Source organism: Undibacterium sp. GW821-FHT11B02 (genome assembly GCF_058808955.1).
Genome location: NZ_JBXASD010000001.1, coordinates 623,875 through 641,677 on the forward strand (window position 1 = coordinate 623,875; position 17,803 = coordinate 641,677).

General features: G+C 52.8%; 15 protein-coding genes. 11 read left to right on the top strand and 4 right to left on the bottom strand.

The features are described 5' to 3' along the window. Positions 1-102 precede the first annotated feature (102 nt). A complete protein-coding gene (locus AC1RVX_RS02700) occupies positions 103-588 on the top strand; it encodes an asparaginase domain-containing protein (RefSeq protein WP_493215026.1) in 486 nt (161 codons plus the stop codon). Positions 589-595: 7 nt separating this feature from the next. Continuing rightward, complete coding sequence (locus AC1RVX_RS02705; RefSeq protein ID WP_493215027.1) at positions 596-1,090, top strand: hypothetical protein; 495 nt, start codon at positions 596-598, stop codon at positions 1,088-1,090. A gap of 15 nt (positions 1,091-1,105) precedes the next feature. Here the strand turns inward: AC1RVX_RS02705 and hisC are convergent, their stop codons facing one another. After that, positions 1,106-2,167 carry a histidinol-phosphate transaminase gene (hisC, locus tag AC1RVX_RS02710; RefSeq protein ID WP_493215028.1) on the bottom strand — a complete coding sequence of 354 codons (1,062 nt, stop codon included), beginning with the start codon at positions 2,165-2,167 and terminating at the stop codon, positions 1,106-1,108. Between the two features lie 41 nt (positions 2,168-2,208). Then, on the bottom strand, positions 2,209-2,625 hold the full coding sequence (locus AC1RVX_RS02715) for a MarR family winged helix-turn-helix transcriptional regulator (protein WP_493215029.1): 417 nt from the start codon (positions 2,623-2,625) through the stop codon (positions 2,209-2,211). 92 nt (positions 2,626-2,717) lie between these two features. Between AC1RVX_RS02715 and AC1RVX_RS02720 the strand changes: the two genes are divergently transcribed. Then, a complete protein-coding gene (locus AC1RVX_RS02720) occupies positions 2,718-3,455 on the top strand; it encodes a siderophore-interacting protein (protein ID WP_493215030.1) in 738 nt (245 codons plus the stop codon). A gap of 105 nt (positions 3,456-3,560) precedes the next feature. On the opposite strand, the gene alaC is transcribed toward AC1RVX_RS02720, so the two are convergent. Further along, positions 3,561-4,814: an alanine transaminase gene (gene alaC, locus AC1RVX_RS02725; RefSeq protein ID WP_493215031.1), complete on the bottom strand. Its 1,254-nt coding sequence runs from the start codon at positions 4,812-4,814 to the stop codon at positions 3,561-3,563. 191 nt (positions 4,815-5,005) lie between these two features. Between alaC and AC1RVX_RS02730 the strand changes: the two genes are divergently transcribed. Then, positions 5,006-5,899, top strand: coding sequence for a Dyp-type peroxidase (locus AC1RVX_RS02730; protein WP_493215032.1), 894 nt, complete (start codon positions 5,006-5,008; stop codon positions 5,897-5,899). Here AC1RVX_RS02730 and AC1RVX_RS02735 read toward each other — a convergent pair. Further along, complete coding sequence (locus AC1RVX_RS02735) at positions 5,876-8,866, bottom strand: bifunctional diguanylate cyclase/phosphodiesterase (RefSeq protein ID WP_493215033.1); 2,991 nt, start codon at positions 8,864-8,866, stop codon at positions 5,876-5,878. The two genes, AC1RVX_RS02730 and AC1RVX_RS02735, sit on opposite strands and share 24 nt — an antisense overlap. 59 nt (positions 8,867-8,925) lie before the next feature. Here AC1RVX_RS02735 and AC1RVX_RS02740 point away from each other — a divergent pair, with 59 nt between their 5' ends. The 7 genes from AC1RVX_RS02740 (at position 8,926) to kdpE (ending at position 17,519) form a co-directional block, all read left to right on the top strand. Further along, positions 8,926-9,282 (top strand): hypothetical protein, encoded by a 357-nt coding sequence (locus tag AC1RVX_RS02740; protein WP_493215034.1) that lies wholly within the window; start codon positions 8,926-8,928, stop codon positions 9,280-9,282. Then, positions 9,279-9,368 carry a K(+)-transporting ATPase subunit F gene (gene kdpF, locus AC1RVX_RS02745; protein WP_186950609.1) on the top strand — a complete coding sequence of 30 codons (90 nt, stop codon included), beginning with the start codon at positions 9,279-9,281 and terminating at the stop codon, positions 9,366-9,368. The genes AC1RVX_RS02740 and kdpF overlap by 4 nt, the downstream gene beginning before the upstream one ends. Beyond that, the gene (gene kdpA, locus AC1RVX_RS02750; protein ID WP_493215035.1) at positions 9,368-11,188 is read left to right on the top strand and encodes a potassium-transporting ATPase subunit KdpA; all 1,821 of its coding nucleotides are present in this window, start codon (positions 9,368-9,370) and stop codon (positions 11,186-11,188) included. Before kdpF ends, kdpA begins: the two co-directional genes overlap by 1 nt. A gap of 84 nt (positions 11,189-11,272) precedes the next feature. Continuing rightward, positions 11,273-13,393, top strand: a complete 2,121-nt coding sequence (gene kdpB, locus AC1RVX_RS02755) for a potassium-transporting ATPase subunit KdpB (RefSeq protein WP_493215036.1) — start codon at positions 11,273-11,275, stop codon at positions 13,391-13,393. 37 nt (positions 13,394-13,430) lie between these two features. Next, positions 13,431-14,030: a potassium-transporting ATPase subunit KdpC gene (gene kdpC, locus AC1RVX_RS02760; protein WP_493215037.1), complete on the top strand. Its 600-nt coding sequence runs from the start codon at positions 13,431-13,433 to the stop codon at positions 14,028-14,030. Between the two features lie 43 nt (positions 14,031-14,073). After that, positions 14,074-16,815, top strand: coding sequence for a two-component system sensor histidine kinase KdpD (kdpD, locus tag AC1RVX_RS02765; RefSeq protein ID WP_493215038.1), 2,742 nt, complete (start codon positions 14,074-14,076; stop codon positions 16,813-16,815). Then, a complete protein-coding gene (gene kdpE, locus AC1RVX_RS02770) occupies positions 16,812-17,519 on the top strand; it encodes a two-component system response regulator KdpE (protein ID WP_493215039.1) in 708 nt (235 codons plus the stop codon). The genes kdpD and kdpE overlap by 4 nt, the downstream gene beginning before the upstream one ends. Positions 17,520-17,803 lie beyond the last annotated feature (284 nt).

Consider the following 17,803-nt stretch of genomic DNA (forward strand, 5'->3'; position numbering starts at 1 on the left):
TTTGGACGCTTTAGTGTAGCAGCTTAGCATGGAGTTTTCATGCTGGGGTCTGCCGCGTTACAATGTAGAACAAATCAACCACGATTATTCAGAGACAACATCATGACCCTGCGCATTATCGCCACTGGTGGCACTTTCGATAAACATTACGATGAACTGGCAGGCAAGCTGAGCTTTGCCGATAGCCACCTGCCCGAGGTGCTGAAACGCGCCCGCCTGACCATCCCGGTGGAGCTGGAAGTCTGTATGCTCATGGATTCACTGGATATGGATGACAGCCATCGCCAGACGATCTTGCAGGCTTGTCAGAATTCTGCTGAAGATGCCATCGTCATCATCCATGGCACTGACACCATGCGTGAAACTGCAGAAGTGCTGGGTGCCGCCAATCTGGGCAAGACCATCGTTTTCAGCGGCGCCATGATCCCTTACGAAATTGCTAATTCTGATGCCTTCTTCAACCTGGGGTTTGCCTGCTGCGCAGCGCAGTTGTTGCCGCCGGGCGTGCATGTGACCATGAACGGCAAGGTATTCGCATGGGACAATGTGCAAAAAAACCGTAGTGCCGGTGTATTCGTCACGAAATGAGGTAAGTATGAAACTGCTGCTGGCTGCCCTGCTATTCTGTTTTGCCACGCTGACGCAAGCAGCAGAAACCCGTTTTGATTCCATCTATTTTTTCCAGTCGCAACAGCAGCTGGAACAAAAAGGCATCAATGTGGACAGCTTTGGCCGTTATACACGAGCCTTGCAGACGCAAATCTACAAGGCACTCAAAAAAGTCAAAATACCAGCAAGTGCCGGCTATCTCGTGGTGGCCATACGCTCTGACGGTGCCGTCACGTCCTGGCTGGACATGACGCCCGCCGTGCATGAATATTATGACAACCAGATCTATGAAATAGTACAGAAATTGCCGCCGGTAGATGTGACTAGCGGCATCCTGGTGTTTGGCATGAAGATGGCAATAGACACGGCTGTGCATACCAAAAAAACCGTGCCCTCACCACCTGACTGGGCCGCTGCCAAAAAGAAAATCGGTGACCCTGATAATATCGAAGAGCTGGTGTTGTCGATCTGGCCTGAATAGCCAGATCAACACCCCCTATTTCTTCAGCAGTATCTTCAACGCCGAAACCAGCGCCTCGCATTCGACATCGGTACCGATGGAAATGCGTAAAAAATCGCTGATACGTTCCTGCCTGAAGTGGCGCACGACTATGCCCGATGCACGCAAATCCTGCGCCAGTTGTTGCGCATCGCGTTGTGGATGTCGCGCAAAAATAAAATTGGCGGCGGATGGTAATACTTCAAAACCCAGTTCTCTGAGGCTGGTAATAAGCCGGTCCCGGCTGGAGATGATGGCATTGCAGCTTTGTTGAAAATACGCTTCGTCTTCAAATGAGGCTATTGCACCGGCGACCGCCAGCCTGTCCAGTGGATAACAGTTAAAACTGTTTTTGACGCGGTTCAGCCCGGCAATCAGGTCGGGGTGCCCTGCCGCAAAGCCTACCCGCAGTCCAGCCAGTGAACGCGATTTAGACAGCGTGTGTATCACCAGCAGATTGGGGTAGCGATTGATCAGGGCAATAGCTGTTTTGCCGCCAAAATCGACATAAGCTTCATCCACTACCACGACGGAATCGCGATTGTGTTCCAGCAGGAATTCGATTTTATCCAGCCCCAGCAAACAGCCGGTTGGTGCATTTGGATTCGGGAAGATAATCCCGCCATTGGCTTGCAGATAGTCTTCCACATTCAGGCGAAAATCCGCAGCCAGTGGAACACTGTGATAATTGATTTCATACAGGCCGCAATACACAGGGTAAAAACTATAGCTGATATCCGGAAACAATAGCGGCAACTCATGTTTCAGCAAAGCCTGGAAGGTATGCGCCAGGACTTCATCCGAACTGTTGCCGACAAATATCTGGTCTGCCTGCAAGCCGTGATAGGCAGCGATGGTGTCACGCAGTTTATCTGAGCTGACTTCAGGGTACAGGCGCAAATCTCCTGCGTTGGCTGCCTGTATCGCCGCCAGAACCCTGGGTGAAGGCGGGTACGGGTTTTCGTTGGCATTCAGTTTGATCAGCTTGTCTATTTTTGGTTGCTCACCAGGTATATACGGTGTCAGCTTGTGTACAACTTCACTCCAGTATTGACTCATGATAGTGGCTTCGTTTCTATAAATTTTGTTCTGGCAGGCACTTATTCTGCCGCATCCAGATTGCTTTTGACTCGTAGCAAAAACTGCAGCAATTGCTGTTGTTCATCGCTGTCCATGTCGCTGACAGCCTTGCTATTGAGGCGTTTTGCCTGTTGGCGCAGGCCACTCAGCACTGCCTGGCCATCGACGGTCAGTGCCAGATGGACATTGCGGCGATCGGTGGAGTCTGCTTTGGCATCCAACAGCCCACGATCACGCAAGCCCTTGATCAGGCGTGCCAGTTGCGCCTTGTCGCGCCCGCTGTGTTTGGCCAGATCGCTCTGGGTGGCCTGGGGATGATGCCCAAAAAAACTCAAGACCTTGCCTTCCATATGCGTGATGTCATGCGGGCCGTCACGCAAAGCCTGGTATTGCAGCGAACGGTATTGATGCATGACCGTATGAATGAGATCCAGCACGCCATCCTCATTATTTTGGCGAGAATGGTTGACATTGTCATTTGTTTTGCGCATTATAGTAGATATTGTCAACTAATTTGATGGGTGAATAAATGAGTATAGCCTTTGAAACGAGCCGCGTACAACGCATACGCCATGAAATCAAGCGCCGTAACTTGCAAGTTGTCCGCGTCGAAAGCCCGACCCCACATTTCCGCCGTATTACGCTGACAGGTGCTGACCTGCCCGGCTTTATCAGCGCATCCTTTGATGATCATCTTAAATTGATACTGGCCGCAGATAGTGACCATGCCGTCATGCGTGACTACACGCCCAGACATTACGATGCCGTCAAAGGTGAACTGGTGCTGGAATTTTCAATCCATGGCGACGGCCCCGCAGCAGCTTGGGCCAGTCAGGCCGATATCGGTCAGACAGTCACAGTGGCCGGGCCGCGTGGCTCCCTGGTGATCCCTGTCGATTATGAATGGCATTTGCTGGCCGGGGATGAAACCGCCTTGCCGGCGATATCCCGACGCCTGGAAGAACTGCCAGCGGGCGTACGCGCTATTGTCATCCTGCAAGTACCGCCAGCAGAACGCCGTGAACTAAGCAGTGCAGCAGATATCAGCATTCTCTGGGTAGAAACTGCTGAAGAATTCCTGGGTACGCTACGCGCCCTGCCCCTACCTGCGGGTGATGGTTACGTCTGGTGCGCCGGTGAAGCGGTCACCATGGCGGCAACACGCCGCATCCTGGCTGAAGAAAAAGGCCATGCTGGCACAGCCATGCGGGTCGCAGCTTACTGGAAGCGCGGGCTGATCGCGCATCATGAAAATCTGGAAGCCTGAAGCACAGAATGTTTGCGGCGATAAAAACAAAAATGGGGTAACGCCAGGCACGACCCCATCACATATTGTTGCTGACTGCGACTAGCTGCTACTAAGCCAGCCTGATCAACCGTGCACGCCGTCTTGCTTGAACATGGTTTTCAAACCACGCAAGGCCTGGCGTATGCGCGCCTCATTTTCTATCAGGGCAAAGCGCACATATTCATCGCCATATTCACCAAAGCCTATGCCGGGTGACACGCAGAGTTTGGCTTTTTCTAGCACCTGCCTGGCAAATTCCAGTGAACCCAGGTGGCGATAGTGCTCGGGGATATGTGCCCAGATGTACATCGACGCCTTTGGTTTATCCACCATCCAGCCCAGTTCATGCAAGCCTTTGACCAGAACGTCGCGGCGGCGCTGGTACTGGTCTCGTATCTCATTGACGCAAGACTGGTCACCTTCCAGTGCTGCAATCGCCGCAACCTGCACCGGCGTGAAACTGCCATAATCGTGGTAGCTCTTGATACGTGCCAGTGCCGCCACCAATTCTTTATTGCCGACCATGAAGCCTATGCGCCAGCCTGCCATGTTATAGCTTTTCGACAGGGTGAAAAATTCAACAGCCACGTCACGTGCGCCGGGTACCTGCATGATGGACGGCGCTTTCCAGCCGTCATAGGTGATATCGGCATAGGCCAGGTCATGCACCACCAGGATATTGTGTTCTTTCGCCAGCTTGACCACACGCTCGAAAAACTCCAGCTCCACACATTGCGCCGTGGGGTTCGATGGAAAACCAAAAATCATCATCTTCGGTTTGGGATAGGTTTCGCGAATCGCTCTTTCCAGCTCGGCAAAAAAATCCACGCCGGGGCTCATGCGTATCGAGCGTATATCGGCACCGGCAATCACTGCGCCATAGATATGGATGGGGTAACTGGGGTTAGGCACCAGTACCGTGTCACCCTTGTCCAGCGTCGCCAGCATCAGATGCGCCAGACCTTCCTTGGAACCTATGGTGACGATGGCTTCCGAATCCGGGTTCAGGTCCACGTCATAGCGGTCCTTGTACCAGTGTGCAATCGCACGGCGCAGCCGTGGTATGCCTTTGGAGGCAGAATAACCGTGGGTGTCTGGACGTTTCGCTACTTCAACCAGCTTGTCAACGATGTGCGCCGGTGTGGCACCGTCAGGATTACCCATGGACATATCAATGATGTCTTCGCCACGACGGCGCGCTGCCATCTTCAGCTCGGCAGTGATATTGAATACGTAAGGGGGCAGGCGATTGATACGAGCGAAAGAGAACTTTGTTGCAGGCGCAGTCGTGCCTTCAACAACCGAACCCCGGCCCGGCGGAGTAGATGTATTTGTCATGATCAAATTGTACGTAGTTCAAACAGCCAAAACTGACTATCAGAACGGGCGCCCGGAACCGTCCGAGCGACGTTGAGGTGATTACCTCTGCACTGATTGTAGCGAGCAATCCAAAAAATGACAAGCTGCGGTATCCTTGGCAATAAACGTGTGTTTCAATTTCACCCCATTCCAGAATCAAGGAGTTATTCATGCCGCTGTACCAAACAGGCATTTTGCAGCATATACCTGCCCATGCTATTTACCTGACCTTGAATCTCAAGGCTGCTACCGAAGTCGCGACCATACAACAGGTAATGCGCGCCCTGGCTGAGCTGACAGACGGCGACACCCTGGTCATCGGCCTGGGTGCCAGTCTTTTGCAGACACTGGGAAAACGTGTCGAGGGCCTGAAGGAATTTCAGGGTGTGGAAGGCAGTCGCATGCGTCTGCCAGCCACACCGGCAGCCTTGTTCTGCTGGTTGCGTCAGAGTGAACGCGGCGCGCTGGTACATCAGTTACGTCAATTGTTGCCGATGCTGGCTCCGGCGTTTGAATTGCAGCAACAGGTCGATGCCTTCAAATACCAGGAAGGTCGTGATCTTAGTGGTTATGAAGATGGTACAGAAAACCCGGAAGAGGACGCTGCCCTGACTGCGGCATTTGTTGATGGCAGCACGCCAGGTCTGGCTGGTTCCAGCTTTGTCGCAGTCCAGCAATGGTTGCACAGGTTTGAACGTTTTGATGCCATGCCTGGCGATGAGCAGGACAATACCATCGGTCGTCGCAAAAGCGATAATGAAGAGCTTGACGATGCGCCAGAATCTGCCCACGTCAAACGCACTGCGCAAGAAAATTTTACGCCCGAAGCTTTCATGCTTAGGCGCTCCATGCCCTGGTCAGCACAAGACAAGGCTGGCCTTTATTTTGTGGCCTTTGCCAATTCTTTCTACCCTTTTGAAGTGCAATTGCGGCGCATGAGCGGGGCTGAAGATGGCATCGTTGATGCCCTGTTGCAGTTCACCCAGCCACAGACCGGCAGTTATTTCTGGTGCCCGCCGATGGTCGATGGCAAACTGGATTTACGTCTGCTGGATATCGTCTGAAGGGGTGTCGGACAAATTACTCTTAAGCAGTGCCAGAAAGCCTTCCAGTGGCAAGGGTTTGGAAAAGAAGTAACCCTGGAAGGCAAAGCAGTTATGCTCGATCAGGAAGGCCCGCTGAGCACTGGTTTCCACCCCTTCGGCAATCACGTTCAGACCCAGGTTGACACCCAGTGAAATGATGGCACGCACGATGGTGGCGTCGTTTTCATCATGGCTGAGATCGCGTACAAATGACTGGTCTATCTTCAACTGGTTCAAAGGCAGGCGTTGCAGGTAGGCGAGTGAAGAATACCCCGTGCCAAAATCATCCATGGAAAAAGCAATGCCCAGTTTTTTCAGCTGATGCATTTTTTCCGTGGTGGCATCGACATTATCGAGGATGGTACTTTCCGTCAATTCTATCTTCAGACGGGTAGGATCAATTTGATGGCGACCCACGATTTCACTCAGGGTTTCAACAAAATCGCTTTGCTGGAATTGCTTGGCACTGACGTTCACCGCCAGGGTCAGATTCCGGGTTTCAGGATTGTTTTCCCATTGCTTGATCTGGCTGCAGGCTGTTTCAAGCACCCACAGGCCGATAGGGATGATCAGGCCAGTTTCTTCTGCCAGTGGAATAAACTCAGCCGGTGAAATAAATCCACGATCCGGATGTTGCCAGCGCAACAGGGCTTCTGCACCGATGAGCTTGCCATCTGAATTGACCTGCACCTGGTAATACAGCATGAACTGGCGGTTTGCCAAAGCTACCCGCAGGTTTGATTCCAGCATCATGCGTACGACCAGAATCGCCTGCATGGCCGGGTCAAAGAAGCGCACGGCATTGCGGCCTGCCGTCTTGGCTTCGTACATCGCGGTATCGGCACGCTTGAACAAATCCTTGACTGTGACTTCACCGCCATGGAACAGGCAGACACCTATGCTGCTGGAGCCATGGTGTTCAAAGTCGGTGATTTGATAGGGTTCACCTAACAACTGGCGAATCTTTTCTGCGATACGGTCTGCCTGACGCAAGGCTTCATCGCGCGTATTGCTCAATTCTTCCAGCACCACCACGAATTCATCTCCACCCAGTCTGGCCACGGTATCACTGTCACGCACACAGGTCTGCAGGCGGCTGGCGGTTTCTATCAGCAGCAAATCACCGGCATCATGGCCACGGGTATCGTTGAGGGTTTTAAAATTATCGAGATCAATAAACAGAATCGCGCTATGGCTCTCCTTGCGATTGCTGATAGAAATCAGGTGTTGCAACCGGTCCATTAACAGACGCCGGTTTGGTAATTGTGTCAGCGAATCATAGAACGCCAGATTGCGAATCTCTGCCTCGTAACCCTTGTGACGGCTGATATCGGTGAATGAACCTATGTAATTGCTGACTTCGCCGCGATTGTCGGTAATGGCCGTTACCGTAATCATTTGCGGATAAATTTCACCGTTTTTTCGCCTGCTCCATAATTCACCATGCCAGTAGCGATGCTGCTCCAGCGAGACATTGATATTCGCAAAGAATTTTCTATCCTGCTGCCTGGTTTTGTGCAGTGGCGGACGTTGTCCTATCAGGTCTTCCGGGTGATACCCGGTGATGCGGGTGAAGGCCTGGTTTACCTTCAGGATGACCCAGTCAGGATCAGTGACGAAGATGCCTTCCTGTGATTCAAAGGTACAGGCGGCGATACGCAAATCTTGTTCTTCTTGCTTGCGTTCGGTAATGTCGGTGACAAAACAATGCCACAGCATGGCACCATCTGCTTCCGGTTCCGGCAAACCATCCAGGTACAGCCAGCGTACACTGCCATCCCTGCGATGCATGCGGAATTCGCTTTGCCAGGGTGACAGGTTGCGCATGGCATTGCGGATGATTTTGGTTCCTCGTTCTATATCGCGACGGTCTATGCGAGCAAATAAATGCAGCGCATTTTCCCGCACTTCTTCATGCGTGACTTCGAACATCTGCACGATGGCGTCGCTGGCAAAGGGAATGGACGCGCTGTGATCCGGGCGTATGCGGTATTGCAGCACCAGGCCTGGCAGACGTGACGCTACCTTGTTGATGCGCTGATAGGCTTCCTGCATATGGCGTGCGGCGTCTATACTTTCGGTTTGCAAGGCGGTAATGATCAGGGTGATCAACACCATGGTCGTCATGTACGCCCACAGGATCAGCAGGTTGGCCTGACCGCCGTCATAAAACGGCCCCATTCCATGTGAAGTAGCCCACGCCGCAAATAGCGAAGTTGCCAGCACCGCAAATGAAGAGCCAGAAATGCCAAAGCGCATGGCGGCCCATATCATGACACCTACCGTAATAAAGGTCAGGTGCATGTGGCTATAAGGGGATACAAAGATCAGCCAGTTTGCTGTTGCAAACAGAATCAGGAAGCCGATAATTTCCTTGTTCCTTCGCGTCAGTTCCGACACTGCGCGCCAGGAAAAAGACAGCAGCAAGGGGGCCGATAGCAACGCGCCCACAGTATCTCCGGCCCACCAGGTGAGCCAGACCGTTCCGACGTTATTTGTGAGGCCGTGTGACCACAGGCTCAGCACACCACCTGTGGCAGAAATACACATGCCAGCCATGACAGCCAGGCCAAAACCGATCACATCACGACGGCGTGAAAATTCACGGCGAAATGATTGTTTGCGTAATAACCACTTGCTTAACCACGGTCCCAGAGTACTGCCACCGGCAATACTTAGGGACACGACCAGCCCAAACCCAGCCGACAGTTCCAGCAGCACGGCTGCCAGATAGACTGCTGGCAGGGCAGTTTTTCCATACCGTAGAAAACCGGCGATGGCTATGCCGGTTGGCAGCCAGATCAGGCTGACGTTCGGATTGGCATAGGGAATGGCAAGTCCGATGCGGCCAGCGCAAAAATACACCAGCATCAGCAACAGATAATGGCCAATCCTGATTTCTTTTCGGAATTCTGTCGAGTGACTTGCTGGCGGAGACTTAGCCATAACATTTGTATAAGTACTTTGATGAGTTCTCATTATGCTGCAAAGCGCAGAGCACATAAGTGAACTATTGCTACAAATCAGCTATTTGCATCCAGCTATCAGCAGCAACGGAAAGAAAATATTGTCGCAAATATAAAATCTCCTTACTTGCCACCCTTACCTTGTTACGCCTGCTTCCGCCTTCATCACAGCAGGTATTGTGTGTTTTCTCAAATCTTTACACTTTCTTTACGCGACCTCCAGAAGTCTTTATAAATTTTTTACTGTCGACTGGCTATTCTTATATATGTAAAAAATCAATGGGGAAGCGCATGGATTATTTGATGGAAATTTTATATGTCGGCGGGATAGTGGTGTTTTTCCTGCTGGTTTGGGCCTTGGTACAGGCCTGCGACAAATTGGGAGCAAAAGCATGAACACGTTTTATGTCATCGGCACGGTGGTGGCTGCCGCCTTGTTTGTGTATCTGGTAGTAGCTTTGTTGAATGCAGAGGAGCTGTGATGACTACGCAATCCATAGCTTTACTGGTGCTGTTTCTGGGGGTGTTGCTGGCGCTGTCTTACCCGCTGGGCTTGTTTATCGCCAAAATTGCCGATGACAAGGCAGCTGTACCCGGCATGGGCTGGCTGGCCTGGCTGGAAAAAGGTCTGTATCGCCTGGCTGGCGTCAAAGCCGATGCCAAAGCTGACAGCGGCATGGGCTGGAAGCAGTATGTTATCGCCCTGCTCGTCTTTAACACCCTGGGTGCGCTGGCGGTATATGTAGTACAGCGCCTGCAACTCTGGCTGCCATTGAATCCGCAAGGTTTTGCCAACGTCAGTACAGATTCTTCTTTCAATACCGCCGTCAGTTTTGTCAGTAATACCAACTGGCAAGGTTATACCGGCGAATCCACCATGAGTTATCTGACTCAGATGCTGGTGCTGGCCGGACAAAATTTCTTTTCTGCAGCCACCGGTATTGCCGTGGTGTTTGCATTGATACGTGGTTTTACACGTCATTCAGCCACATCCATAGGTAATTTTTGGACAGATATCACACGTTCCACCCTGTATTTGCTGCTGCCTTTGTCCGTTATCTTTACAGTCTTTCTGATGGCACAAGGCGTGATCCAGAATTTTTCCGGATATAAAGACGTGCAGTTGCTCGATCCGGTTACTTATAGCCAACCTAAGGTTGGTGCCGATGGTCAGCCTCTGAAAGATGCCAAGGGGGCTCCTGTCATGGAAACCCTGACGACATCGACACAAACCCTGGCCATGGGCCCGGTTGCCTCGCAAGAAGCAATCAAGATGATTGGTACGAATGGTGGCGGCTTCTTTAATGCTAACTCCGCACATCCGTATGAAAATCCTACACCACTGACGAATTTCATGCAGATGATTTCGATTTTCCTCATCCCTGCGGCGCTCTGTTTTAGCTTTGGTCGTATGGTTGGGGATATGCGTCAGGGCTGGGCGGTGCTGGCTGCGATGACCATCCTGTTTGTCGCCATGACAATCACGGTCATGATATCGGAACAGCAGGCTCATCCTGTACTGGCAAGTATGAATGTCGACCAGGCCAGTTCGGCCTTGCAGGCTGGTGGCAATATGGAAGGCAAGGAAGCCCGTTTCGGTATCAGCGCTTCCAGTTTGTTTGTGGCGATTACCACAGCAGCTTCATGCGGTGCGGTGAATGCCATGCATGATTCCCTCATGCCTGTTGGTGGTCTGGTTCCTATCGTCCTCATGCAATTCGGTGAAGTGGTATTTGGTGGTGTCGGTAGTGGCCTGTATGGCATGCTGATTTTCGCAATACTGGCGGTGTTTATTGCCGGTCTGATGATAGGTCGCACTCCAGAATACCTGGGCAAGAAAATCCAGGCGTATGAAATGAAGATGACTTCCATCGCCATCCTGGTGACACCGGTACTGGTATTGGCGGGTACTGCCATTGCCGTCATGGCAGAAGCGGGCAAGGCAGGTATCCTGAACCCGGGGGCGCATGGTTTTTCTGAAGTGCTGTATGCCTTCACCTCGGCTGCCAATAATAACGGCAGTGCTTTTGCCGGCATCAGCGTCAATACACCGTTTTATAACATCTTGCTGGCGATAGCGATGTGGTTTGGCCGTTTTGCCATGATCGTTCCCATCCTGGCGATTGCCGGTTCACTGGCAGGCAAGAAACGCCTGGAAGCGAATGCCGGCACCATGCCCACGCATGGACCGATGTTCATTGCCTTGCTGGTTGGTACAGTCGTCCTGATCAGCGTACTCAACTATGTACCTGCGCTTGCGCTGGGACCAGTTGTAGAACATTTGCAGCTCATTACGAAATAAAGCGGGTGCCTGAATCAGAGCGGCGGCTAACTCCGCATTTTTAGCCGCGCTCTTCAGGCTGATTCGCAGTTTAAGGGGATTTTCATGTCTAGTACCAGTGTACAAAAAACGGTGGACAGTCTTGCTGGCAACAAGCCGCGCCTGTCCTTGTTCGATTCCAGTCTTATATTGCCAGCTGTCATCGACTCATTCAAAAAACTGAGTCCGCGCACGCAATTGCGCAGCCCGGTCATGTTTGTGGTGTATGTCGGCAGCATCATCACCAGCATGTTGTATGTGCAATCCCTGATGGGACAGGGCGAAGCCAGCCCTGGCTTTATTCTCGCCATCTCTGTCTGGTTGTGGTTCACCGTCCTGTTTGCGAATTTTGCCGAAGCTCTGGCAGAAGGCCGCAGCAAGGCACAGGCTGCTTCATTGCGCGCGTTGAAACAAACCGTGATGGCCAAAAAACTGTCAGTCCCAAAACACGGCACGGCCTGGTTGCCAGCTTCTGCCAACGATTTGCGTAAAGGCGACGTGGTGCTGGTCGAGGCCAATGATGTCATCCCTATCGATGGCGAAGTCATCGAAGGCGTGGCCACCGTGGATGAAAGCGCGATTACCGGCGAATCAGCACCAGTGATACGTGAATCCGGCGGTGATTTTTCTGCCGTGACCGGTGGTACCCGCGTACTGTCTGACTGGCTGGTTGTGAAAGTCACCTCGAATCCGGGTGAAGCCTTCATCGACCGCATGATCGCCATGGTGGAAGGTGCAAAACGTCAAAAGACCCCGAATGAAGTTGCCCTGACCATCTTGCTGGTGGCCCTGACCATCATCTTCCTGGCTGTCACCGTGACCTTGCTGCCATTCTCCCTGTTCAGCGTGGATGCTGCCAAGGCTGCCGGCATTGCCTCGTCACCTATTTCCATCACGGTGCTGATCGCTTTGCTGGTTTGCCTGATACCTACAACTATTGGCGGTCTGCTGTCTGCCATTGGTGTTGCCGGTATGAGCCGCATGATGCAGGCAAATGTCATCGCGACTTCTGGCCGTGCGGTGGAAGCTGCGGGTGACGTTGATGTACTGATGCTGGATAAAACCGGTACCATCACCCTGGGTAACCGTCAGGCTTCCGACTTTTTCCCCGCGCCTGGCGTCACTCTGCCGCAACTGGCCGATTCTGCTCAACTGGCATCGCTGGCTGATGAAACACCGGAAGGCCGCAGTATCGTCATTTTTGCCAAGCAGCGCTACAACTTGCGCGAACGCGAAATGGCATCACTGAATGCCACATTTGTGCAGTTCACAGCCCAAACACGCATGAGTGGTGTTGATATTGCCGAACGTGTAATACGCAAGGGTGCGGCGGACTCGGTCAAAAAATATGTGGAATCCATGGGACGCCCATTTCCTGCCGATGTGACACGTGTGGTGGATGATATATCCCGTCGTGGCAGTACACCACTGGTGGTGGTGGATGACGGCAAAGTCATGGGTACGATAGAACTGAAAGATATTGTCAAGGGCGGCATCAAGGAAAGATTTGCCGAACTGCGCCGCATGGGCATCAAAACCATCATGATTACCGGCGACAACAAACTGACTGCTGCAGCGATTGCTGCTGAAGCTGGTGTGGATGACTTTTTGGCAGAAGCTACACCTGAAGACAAGCTTAAACTGATACGCAGTTACCAGTCAGAAGGCCGGCTGGTTGCCATGACCGGTGACGGTACCAATGATGCCCCGGCTTTGGCCCAGGCTGACGTCGCTGTCGCCATGAGTTCCGGCACCCAGGCGGCAAAAGAGGCCGGCAATATGGTGGACCTGGATTCCAATCCCACCAAATTGCTGGAAATTGTGGAAATCGGTAAGCAGATGCTGATGACACGCGGTTCCCTGACCACCTTCTCTATTGCCAACGACATCGCCAAATATTTTGCGATTATCCCGGCTGCTTTTGTCGCCACTTATCCACAGTTGAAGGCGCTGGACATCATGCATCTGACCAGCCCGTCGTCAGCCATCATGTCGGCGGTGATATTCAACGCCCTGATCATCGTGTTTCTGATCCCGCTGGCCTTGAAAGGCGTCAAGTACCGCGCCATCGGTGCGTCGCTGTTATTGCGCCGTAATCTGCTTATTTATGGTTTAGGCGGCATCTTGTTGCCTTTCATCGGTATCAAGCTGATTGACGTCATTCTGGCTTTGTTGCATTTGGCCTGATCTGCGCTCACCATTACACTGAAAAAAGGAAATCATCATGACTAGCAGCATCAGTTCTAACAGCGTCAGTTCAACCCTGCGTCCGGCCCTTACCCTGTTTGCCGGCCTGACCCTGATCGTCGGTGTTATTTATCCGTATGCGATGACCGGCATCGGCAAAGTTGCCTTTAATGACCAGGTAGAAGGCAGCCTGATTGTGCGTGACGGCAAGACCGTAGGTTCTTCCCTGATAGGCCAGGCCTTTTCTTCTCCCCGCTATTTCTGGGGCAGGCCATCAGCAACCAGCCCTATGCCTAATAATCCCCTCGCTTCCGGCGGTTCCAATTTTGGCCCTACCAATCCGGCACAAACCGATGCTGTCAAAGGCCGCATTGATGCACTGAAAGCGGCTGACCCCGGTAACACGGCAAAAATTCCTGTGGACCTGGTGACGGCTTCTGCCAGTGGGCTGGACCCTGACATCAGCCTGGCAGCAGCGTATTATCAGGCTGCGAGGATAGCGCGTGAGCGCAAACTGGATTTGAAGCAGGTCAATGCCCTGATTGAGCAATTCGGCAAACAGCCAGTATTCGGTTTGTTTGGTGAAGCCAGAGTGAATGTGCTGGAATTGAACCTGGCATTGGATAAGAAGGGATAATCCAGTTTTTCAAGAGCTTTCTATTTGAATAATTAGCGATTTTATGGCCAATTACAACGATCAGCGTCCTGACCCCGATGTTCTGCTTGCCCATGTACAGGAGCAGGAAAGGCGAGCCACCCGTGGCCGCCTGAGGATATATTTCGGTGCGTCAGCAGGTGTGGGTAAAACCTATGCCATGCTGACTGCTGCCCGCAAGCTGATCGCAGAAGGCCAGGAAGTACTGGTTGGTGTGATTGAAACCCATGGTCGCGACGAAACTGCGGCCCTGCTGGATGGATTAGATGTCTTGCCACCGCGTGCCATTGCTTATCGTGACAAGACACTCACCGAATTTGATATTGACACGGCGCTGCAGCGTCACCCGGCTCTGATACTGATGGATGAACTGGCGCATTCGAATGCTGCCGGTTCACGCCATCCGAAACGTTGGCAAGACGTGGATGAATTGCTGGCGGCCGGCATCGACGTGTTTACCACAGTGAATGTCCAGCATCTGGAAAGCCTGAATGATGTGGTCGGCGGTATTACTGGCATACGCGTGGCCGAGACTTTGCCCGACAAGGTATTTGACGAAGCCGACGAAGTGGTGTTGGTGGATATTCCTGCCGATGAATTGCTGGCCAGGTTGAAGTCAGGCCGGGTGTACAAGATGCAGCAGGCTGAACGTGCTGCACAAAATTTTTTCCGTAAAGGTAACCTGATTGCCTTGCGTGAACTGGCCTTGCGCCGCACTGCTGATCGTATAGAAGATGATGTGCAGGCGTATCGCGTAGAAAAATCCATAGGCGCCATCTGGAAGACCGATGCCGCCCTGCTGGCCTGCGTCGGGCCACATGCAGAATCTGGTCATCTGATACGCAGTGCCGCTCGCCTGGCCAGTCAGATGAATGCCGAATGGCATGCCGTATATGTGGAAACCCCACACTTGCAGCGACTGCCGTCTGCGCAACGCGAACGTATTCTTAAAAACCTGAAGCTGGCACAAGACCTGGGTGCCAGTACGGCAGTGTTGACAGGTAAGGACATTGCCCAGGTCATTGTTGACTATGCACATAGCCATAATTTTTCACGCATTATCCTGGGGCGAAAACAGCAACACACCTGGCGTTTCCAGTGGCACGGAACTTCCCAATTGCAACGCATCGCCGCCTACGCGCCCGACCTGGATTTGATAGAAGTTGGTCAGGCCGCGAATACAGTCGCCGATTCTGTCGGCAACAAGGAAGTCACCTCATCCCGATCCGGTGAATTTGTCAGTCCTCGTGTGCCGCGACGTTACTGGCGTTATGTGTTTGCCGCCCTGGCGAGTGTGTTGACCGGCCTCATTGCTACGCCCCTGATTGACATGTTCAACCTGGTCAATATCGCGATGTTGTTCCTGTTGACAGTGGTGCTGGTGTCAGTACGCTTTGGACGTGGTCCGTCGGTCGTGGCAACCATTATCGGTATTGGCGTGTTTGATTTCTTTTTTGTGCCACCGCGCTTTTCTTTCGCCGTCAGTGATCTGCAATACCTGATGACTTTTGCCGTGATGCTGGTGGTTGGCCTGATCACCGGGCACCTGACTGCGGATTTACGTTATCAGGCCCGCGTGGCGTCGCACCGTGAATCTCGCGCCCGCGCACTGTATGAATTTGCACGTGATCTGTCCGGCGTGCTGCTGGCAGAGCAAATTTCTGAAACCACACAAGCCATCATACAAAGGGCATTTAGGGCTCAGGCAACTTTGTTGCTGCCGGACGATAGTGGCCGCTTGCAAGCACCGGCCACGCCAGTGCTTGGTCTGGATATTGGTATTGCACAATGGGCCTTTGACAAGGTGGAAGCGGCGGGCATAGGCACAGACACCCTGCCAGCCAGCAATTTCTTTTACCTGCCGCTGGTGGCTCCCATGCGCACACGCGGCTTGCTGGCTATACAACCGGAAAGTCGGCGCTGGATCATGATCCCCGAGCAAAGACAGCAACTGGATACTTTCGCTGCGCTGGCAGCCATTGCGCTGGAACGCGTGCACTATATCGAAGTGGCCCAAAATGCGCTGATTCATATGGAGTCTGAACGCCTGCGTAATTCCCTGCTGGCAGCGTTGTCGCATGATTTGCGCACGCCATTGACTTCACTGGTTGGGATATCGGAATCGCTGGCGATGTCGAAACCGGCGCTGGCGGACACACAATTGAAAATGGCCCAGGCCCTGCGTGATGAAACCCTGCGCATGAGTGCCCTGGTCACCAATCTGCTGGATATGGCGAGAATAGAGAGCGGCGAAGTCAGATTGAATTTGCAGTGGCAACCATTTGAAGAAGTGGTCGGCAGTGCCTTGCGCATCTGCACCTTTCAGTTGCAGAAACATAGTGTTGAAACGCGGCTGCCCCGTGATCTGCCATTGATCAATTTTGACGCAGTATTGATAGAGCGGGTCCTGTGCAATTTGCTGGAAAATGCCACCAAATATACACCGCCAGCTTCGCGCATTACCATCGCTGCCCAGGTCTGCGATGACATGCTGGAAGTCAAGGTGTATGACAATGGTCCGGGCTTGCCGGTTGGCCGTGAAGAAGCCGTATTTGAAAAATTTACCCGGGGCGAACGTGAATCTGCCCTGCCAGGTGTTGGCCTGGGCCTGGCGATTTGCCGCGCCATTGTCAGTGCCCATGGTGGCAACATGGGGGCCAGTCACTCACCCGACGGTGGTGCCTGCATCGTGTTCAGTTTGCCTCTGGGTAATCCGCCAGCCATGCCCGAGTTGGAAGAAGAACAGAAACTGATCGCAGCATCATGACACCATCCCTTGCAAGCACCCCCACCGCCTTGCTGGTGGAAGATGAACCGCAAATCCGCCGTTTTGTCCGCAGCGCCCTGGAAGAGGAAGAATGGCAGGTCTTTGAATCCGCCACCTTGCAGCGTGGACTGGTAGATGCCGGTACGCGCCAGCCTGATTTGATCGTGCTTGATCTGGGTTTGCCAGATGGTGACGGCCTCAACTTTATCCGCGACGTGCGCAAGTGGTCCAGCGTACCAATTATCGTATTGTCTGCCCGCGTCAGTGAACAGGACAAGATCAAGGCTCTCGATGCCGGTGCTGACGATTACCTGAGCAAACCTTTCGGTGTCGGTGAACTGCTGGCACGTGTACGTGCCACATTCAGGCGGCAACGTCAGCCAGGTATCAGCCTCGACGGTGTGCTGCAGTTTGGTGATGTCAAGGTCGACATGAAAGCACGTCTGGTCACCAAGGCCGGGCAAATGGTGAAACTGACACCGACAGAATTCCGGCTGTTGATGGTGTTGGTTACCAATGTTGGACGGGTCGTTACCAACCCACAATTGCTGCGCGAAGTGTGGGGCCCCAGCCATGCCGAGAATGGACATTATCTGCGCATTTATATGGGCCACTTGCGCCATAAACTGGAAGACGACCCAGCGCAACCGCGCTATTTGTTGACGGAGACCGCCATAGGCTATCGGCTCTTTCTGCCAAATTAAAAGCTGACAAGAAATCTGCAGTGACCGGCAATGTTGTTTGCTCGCTGGTGGGATTCTTGCGCGCTGAATTTTGTAAGACATGGATTTTAATGTGCCTGATGTCATCGAGATGCCCACAAGTGGCAGAAGTGACACCAGCACCAACCAGGACGAACCGTCCTTAGAACGTGTTTACGATCTTACTGCGCGATCGTGATCGGGGCTCATGCGCTGCTCAAAATGCTCATGTACTAAAGTACATTCCGCTTTTTGCGCTGCACGTAGTTACCCTGACCCCACTGACG

Coding starts and splice junctions, on each gene's coding strand:
- AC1RVX_RS02700 (WP_493215026.1), top strand. CDS start 103: ATGACCCTGCGCATTATCGCCACTGGTGGCACTTTCGATAAACATTAC.
- AC1RVX_RS02705 (WP_493215027.1), top strand. CDS start 596: ATGAAACTGCTGCTGGCTGCCCTGCTATTCTGTTTTGCCACGCTGACG.
- hisC (WP_493215028.1), bottom strand. CDS start 2,167: ATGAGTCAATACTGGAGTGAAGTTGTACACAAGCTGACACCGTATATA.
- AC1RVX_RS02720 (WP_493215030.1), top strand. CDS start 2,718: ATGAGTATAGCCTTTGAAACGAGCCGCGTACAACGCATACGCCATGAA.
- alaC (WP_493215031.1), bottom strand. CDS start 4,814: ATGACAAATACATCTACTCCGCCGGGCCGGGGTTCGGTTGTTGAAGGC.
- AC1RVX_RS02730 (WP_493215032.1), top strand. CDS start 5,006: ATGCCGCTGTACCAAACAGGCATTTTGCAGCATATACCTGCCCATGCT.
- AC1RVX_RS02735 (WP_493215033.1), bottom strand. CDS start 8,866: ATGGCTAAGTCTCCGCCAGCAAGTCACTCGACAGAATTCCGAAAAGAA.
- kdpF (WP_186950609.1), top strand. CDS start 9,279: ATGAACACGTTTTATGTCATCGGCACGGTGGTGGCTGCCGCCTTGTTT.
- kdpA (WP_493215035.1), top strand. CDS start 9,368: ATGACTACGCAATCCATAGCTTTACTGGTGCTGTTTCTGGGGGTGTTG.
- kdpB (WP_493215036.1), top strand. CDS start 11,273: ATGTCTAGTACCAGTGTACAAAAAACGGTGGACAGTCTTGCTGGCAAC.
- kdpC (WP_493215037.1), top strand. CDS start 13,431: ATGACTAGCAGCATCAGTTCTAACAGCGTCAGTTCAACCCTGCGTCCG.
- kdpD (WP_493215038.1), top strand. CDS start 14,074: ATGGCCAATTACAACGATCAGCGTCCTGACCCCGATGTTCTGCTTGCC.
- kdpE (WP_493215039.1), top strand. CDS start 16,812: ATGACACCATCCCTTGCAAGCACCCCCACCGCCTTGCTGGTGGAAGAT.